The following is a 5,179-nucleotide window of genomic DNA, read 5'->3' as shown; positions in this document are numbered from 1 at the left end:
GTTTTGTCGCGGGGGCTTTGGCATTTAGGCCATTGTTGACCGTGATCGAAAAGCGATATTTTTTGATTGAGGCCATCGAAGATTTCGATGGCGGCAGCTCAAAGGCCAAGGGACAATGGACACCGAGAATCTGCGCAGTTTCCTGGAAGTCGCGGCGCATGGCAGCTTCACCGTCGCCGCTCATCGGCTGAACCTCGCCCAATCGACCGTCAGCGCGCGCATTCGCGGCCTGGAGGAACAGCTGGGGCGAAAACTGTTTGTGCGCGACAGCGACGGAGTCTCACTCACCCCGGCCGGCCGGCAGTTCCTGCCGCATGCCTCGACGATCACCCGCACCTGGGAGCAGTCGCGCCAGGACATCGCCGTTCCCGATGGCTACGAGACACTGCTCAGGCTGACCGCGCCCGCCTATCTCTGGGACAGCATCACCTCGCCCTGGATCGACTGGATGCGCGCGAAGCGGCCGAACGTGGCGCTCAGGCTGGAGGGCAGCTTCCCGGATCTGGCGATCGACCAGATGGCCGAAGGCCTGCTCGACATCTGCATCCTCTATCTGCCCAGGCCGCATCCGGGCATCGTCTATGAGACCTTGGCCGTCGATCAGGTGGTGCTCGTCCAGCATGCCGAGCAGCCCGGATCGTGGACGGACAACTACATCCTGATGGACTGGGGGTTGGAGTTCCGCGTCGAGCACGACCGCGCCTTTGCCGGCATGGTGAAGCCGGCGATCTCGGCCGGGCTGGTGTTCATCGGCTTGCAGCACGTCCTGTCGCAGAAGGCGGCCGCCTATCTGCCGCTCAGCGCGGTCAGCGCTCATATCCAGCGCGGCGAGCTGAAGCGCGTCGAAGACACGCCGGTCTTTCAGCGACCGATCTACCTTGCCTATCCCGCCAACCCGGCATCGTCCGACGCTCTCGACATTGCACTCAAGGGTCTCCGCATGCTGGTCAAGGACTGGTCCGAAGCAAGCGGCTTCGCCGAGGCCGACCGCGCCCTCAGCATGGCGGACGAGCTGTAGTGTCTCAGTTGAAATTTGACCGGCTATCAGCCGGCACGCTCGCCTGTCGCGCCAGCCGGCGAACTCCTATATGCTTTTCAAGATGGATCGGCACAACAATCAACTAGCGCACACTTCAGACCGGCTGCCCCGCTGGAGAGCTTTGGCTCAGGTGATGTTGCCGAACGAGTTTTCTGCGGCATCCATAAATCGGACAGAGCGTTGTTCAACTTATGCATTTTTCGCCGAGGTACTTTCTTCTGTTCGCAGAGCCCATTCGGTCGACGATCGCAACGAGCTTCCCAAAATCTACGCCTTTGCCGAATGGAGCCTCTGGCACCCCAACAAACAGCTTTGGAATGCTGCTGGAGTTTCCTTCTACGAGCACGCCTTTGACCATCGTGCTGACATAGACAACGTTATGGCATGGATTGCTCCCAAGGCGAGGGCGGCCGTATCGGGCCTATGGGACCTGCACTTGGATCCCGCAACCTTAGAGCGCGTCAAACGCGCATCACAAAGCATTCACTGGAGCCATCAGCGCGAATGCGATGTTGCTTTGCAAACCGCCATCGCCACGTTGAATGCGCCGGTAACAGCGGCTTAAACCTGCGACATTGAGGAAAAAATGCAGGCCCACCGGACCTAAAGGCCAGAAGCGCCCGCCGACGTGATCGGCAACGCCGTCCGCGTCATGCGCATTGCCACTGGCGAGGAAGCCGACGACGCGCAGGACGACGGCAAGAGTGCCGCCGCCAAAGAGCTTGGCTCGAAGGGCGGAAAGAAGCGCGCCGCCGTTGCGTCGAAACCGGGCAAGCGTGGCCCCTACAAAAAGTCAGCCGCCGGAATTTCAAACTGAGACACAACCGGACGCCTCTGCCTTGTCTGCAGTTCAAGCAGGTTCCACGATCCTCGGCTTCTGCAGCTTCGCCAGTTCGGCATAAGGAATGTGGCATCGGATGGTATGCCCGGGCTGGGCCTCCGTCAGTTCCGGCTCCTGCGTCTCGCAGATGGCGCCGATCTTGCGCGGGCATCTGGTGTGGAAGACGCAGCCCGTCGGCGGGTTGGCCGCGCTCGGGATCTCGCCGTCGAGGCGGATACGCGAGCTCTCGGTGCGGTCGAGCTTTGGAACCGCCGACAGCAGCGCTTCGGTGTAGGGATGATGCGGCCCGGAGAACACTGCCTCCGACGGCCCGAACTCCATGATGCGGCCGAGATAGAGCACGGCGATCTTGTCGGAGAGATAGCGCACCACGCCGAGATCGTGCGAGATGAAGATGTAGGAGACATCCTGTTTCGACTGCAGGTCGGCCAAGAGGTTGAGGATCGCCGCCTGCACCGACACATCGAGCGCCGACGTCGGCTCGTCGCACACCACGATGCGCGGATCGCCGGCAAAGGCGCGCGCGATCGCCACGCGCTGCTTCAGCCCGCCTGACAGCTGGCGCGGCTTGACCGCCAGATGCCGGTCGGTGAGCCGCACCGAGCGGACCAGCTCTTCGAGGCGCGCGTCCAGTTTCTTGCCGGTGAGCCCGCCCAGCCGTTTCAGGGCGCGGCTCAAGATATGTCGGATCGAATGCGAGCGGTTGAGCGCGGAGTCCGGATTCTGGAAGACGATCTGCACCGCCTTGACCTGATCCTCCGAGCGGCTGGCAAGCCGTGGCGCCAGCTTCTTGCCTTCCAGCTCGATCGAGCCGCCGTCGTCGGGCGGGACAAGGCCGAGCAGGAGCCTCGCGAAGGTCGTCTTGCCGCTGCCGGATTCGCCGACCAGGCCGAGCGTCTCGCCGGGTCTCAGGCTGACCGAGACATCCTTCACCGCGCGCAGCGGACGGCCGTGGCCGGCATAGGTCTTGTTCAGCCCTTCGACCTGCAGCACCGGCGGCGCCTGCTTGGGCGCGACAGCGGGAATCTCGGCGGGTGTCGCGCGCGGCAGCGACTGCGCCTTGTCATGGTAGTGGCAGCGCGACAGCCGGCCCTCGCCGAGATCGTAGAGCGGCGGCGGCTCGGCGCGGCAGCGTTCGGTGGCCAGCGCACAACGGTCGGCGAAGGCGCAGCCGACGATATTGGCGCCGATGCCGGGCAGGAAGCCGGGGATGGTGTCGAGCCGGCCCTGGTCCTTGCGCTGGCCGCCGCGCGGCAAGCAGCGCAGCAGCGCCACGGTGTAGGGATGGCGCGGATCGTTGAAGACGTCCCTGGTCGAGCCTTCCTCCACCAGCATGCCGGCATAAAGCACGCCGACCCGGTCGCACATATTGGAGACGACGGCGAGGTTGTGGCTGATGAACAGGATCGACGCCGACAGCTCGCGCCGCAGCTGGCCGATCAGGTCGAGCACTTCGGCCTCGACCGTGGCGTCGAGGCCGGTGGTCGGCTCGTCGAGGATCAGCATCGAAGGGTCGTTGGCCAATGCCATGGCGATCGCCACGCGCTGCTGCATGCCGCCGGAAAGCTGGTGCGGGTAGCGCTGCATGACGCTGGCTGGATCGGAGATGCGCACCCGATTCAGCATGGCGAGCGCCTTGTCTTCGGCCGCCTTCCCCGTGATGCCCGCAAGCTCGAAAATCTCGGTCAGTTGCCGGCCGATGCGCAGCGATGGGTTCAGCGCCTTGCCGGGATCCTGATAGACCATCGACACGCTGTCGGCGCGGGCACGCCGCAGCGCCTCGCTATCGAGCTTCATCACATCCTTGCCGTCGAGCGCGATCGAGCCGCCGGTGATCCAGCCGTTGCGCGGCAGATAACGCACCACGGAAAGCGCCACGGTGGATTTGCCGCAGCCGGATTCGCCGACCAGCCCGTAGGCTTCGCCGGCCTTGATGGTCAGGTTGACGTTGCGCAGCACCGCGCGGTCACGGCGGCCGACGCGATAGGCGACCGAGAGGTCTTTGAGTTCCAGCGCGTTGGCGGCTTGGCTAGTCATTGAACGCTCCATGCACGCCGTCGGCCACCAAATTGACGCCGATCACCAGCGAGGCGATGGCCAGCGCATCGAACAGCACCGTCCACCAGAAGCCGCCGCCGATCATGCCGTAATTGGAGGAGATCGAGAGGCCCCAGTCGGGCGAGGGCGGTTGGATGCCGAAGCCCATGAAGGAAAGCGTGGCCACGGCAAAGATGGCGTAGCCCAGCCGCACCGTCGTCTCGACCAGGATCGGCGGGATGACGTTGGGCAGGATCTCGACGAACATCGTGTGCAGCGCGCCTTCATGGCGCAGCTTGGCCGCGGCGACGTAGTCGAGCTCGCGTTCGGCGAGCACCGCCGAGCGCACCGTGCGGGCGATGATCGGCGCGAAGCTCAGGCCGATGACGACGATGACGGTGATCTTCGAGGTGCCGAGCGCGACGATTGCGAGCAACGCGATGATCACCACCGGGATCGCCATGAAGGCTTCCAGCACACGGCTGACGATGTCGTCGACGATGCCGCGGAAATAGCCGATGACGAGGCCGAGCGCGGTGCCGGCTATGGTGGCCAGGATCGTGGCCAAAGGCGCCACGGTCAGGATGTCGCGGGAACCGACGATGACGCGCGAGAACACGTCGCGGCCGAGCTGGTCGGTGCCGAACCAGTGGTCGGCCGATGGCGGCGCAAGCGTGTTGATGATGTCGGCGTCGAGAGGATCGTAGGGCACGAAATGTTCCCCGAACAGCGCGCAGATGACCCAGAACAGCAGTATGCCCAGGCCGGTCAGGAACGTGGGGGACCTCACGAGCGAATGCAGCACCTCGCCCCAGGGGCTGCGCCGCGCGACAGTATCCGGGACCGCGGGAAGGGATGGGCTGTCGGTCGCGCTCATTGTTCTGCCCCCAGCCGGATGCGCGGATTGAGCACGGAATAGAGGAAGTCGGCGGCCAAGGTCGCCACCGCATAGACGATGCCGATGGTGAGAATGCCGGCTTCCAGCATCGGAAAGTCCTTGCCGCGCGCGGCGGTGAAGATCAGCGAGCCGATGCCCTGGTAACGGAACAGCGTTTCGATCACCACCAGGCCGCCGATCAGATAGCCCGTCTGGGTGGCGATCACCGTGATGGTGGGCAGCAGCGCGTTGCGCAGCACGTGCCGCCAGATCACCGTTCGCCAGGGCAGGCCCTTTAGCACGGCGGTGCGCGTATAGTCGGAATCGAGCGCCTCGATCATGCCAGACCTGGCCATGCGCGCAATGTAGCCGAACAGCACCAGGA

The 5,179-nt window shown here is 64.4% G+C and carries 7 protein-coding genes; 4 read left to right on the top strand and 3 right to left on the bottom strand.

What is annotated here, in order from left to right; genetic code table 11:
• The 4 genes from EOA23_RS36140 to EOA23_RS35905 all read left to right on the top strand — a co-directional run.
• The coding region (locus EOA23_RS36140) for a hypothetical protein (protein ID WP_210212511.1) at window positions 1-191 on the top strand (191 nt) is incomplete at its 5' end.
• Entirely contained in the window at window positions 116-1,018 is a 903-nt protein-coding gene (locus EOA23_RS31340; RefSeq protein WP_127306960.1) for a LysR family transcriptional regulator, read from the top strand. The genes EOA23_RS36140 and EOA23_RS31340, both read left to right, overlap by 76 nt.
• 70 nt (window positions 1,019-1,088) lie before the next feature.
• Window positions 1,089-1,604 (top strand): hypothetical protein, encoded by a 516-nt coding sequence (locus EOA23_RS31335; RefSeq protein ID WP_127306959.1) that lies wholly within the window; start codon window positions 1,089-1,091, stop codon window positions 1,602-1,604.
• Between the two features lie 63 nt (window positions 1,605-1,667).
• Complete coding sequence (locus EOA23_RS35905) at window positions 1,668-1,856, top strand: RNA-binding protein (RefSeq protein ID WP_189341778.1); 189 nt, start codon at window positions 1,668-1,670, stop codon at window positions 1,854-1,856.
• Window positions 1,857-1,889: 33 nt separating this feature from the next.
• On the opposite strand, the gene EOA23_RS31330 is transcribed toward EOA23_RS35905, so the two are convergent.
• From EOA23_RS31330 to EOA23_RS31320, 3 genes are all read right to left on the bottom strand, one after another.
• The gene (locus EOA23_RS31330; protein WP_189341777.1) at window positions 1,890-3,917 is read right to left on the bottom strand and encodes an ABC transporter ATP-binding protein; all 2,028 of its coding nucleotides are present in this window, start codon (window positions 3,915-3,917) and stop codon (window positions 1,890-1,892) included.
• The gene (locus tag EOA23_RS31325; RefSeq protein ID WP_127306957.1) at window positions 3,910-4,794 is read right to left on the bottom strand and encodes an ABC transporter permease; all 885 of its coding nucleotides are present in this window, start codon (window positions 4,792-4,794) and stop codon (window positions 3,910-3,912) included. The genes EOA23_RS31330 and EOA23_RS31325 overlap by 8 nt, the downstream gene beginning before the upstream one ends.
• The coding region (locus EOA23_RS31320) for an ABC transporter permease (RefSeq protein ID WP_145966535.1) at window positions 4,791-5,179 on the bottom strand (389 nt) is incomplete at its 5' end. The genes EOA23_RS31320 and EOA23_RS31325, both read right to left, overlap by 4 nt.

The sequence above is a fragment of the Mesorhizobium sp. M2A.F.Ca.ET.042.01.1.1 genome, from assembly GCF_003997405.1.
In the GTDB taxonomy this organism is placed as follows: domain Bacteria; phylum Pseudomonadota; class Alphaproteobacteria; order Rhizobiales; family Rhizobiaceae; genus Mesorhizobium.
Note: the sequence above shows the minus strand (reverse complement) of the source record. Positions and strands in the feature narration are given on the sequence as shown.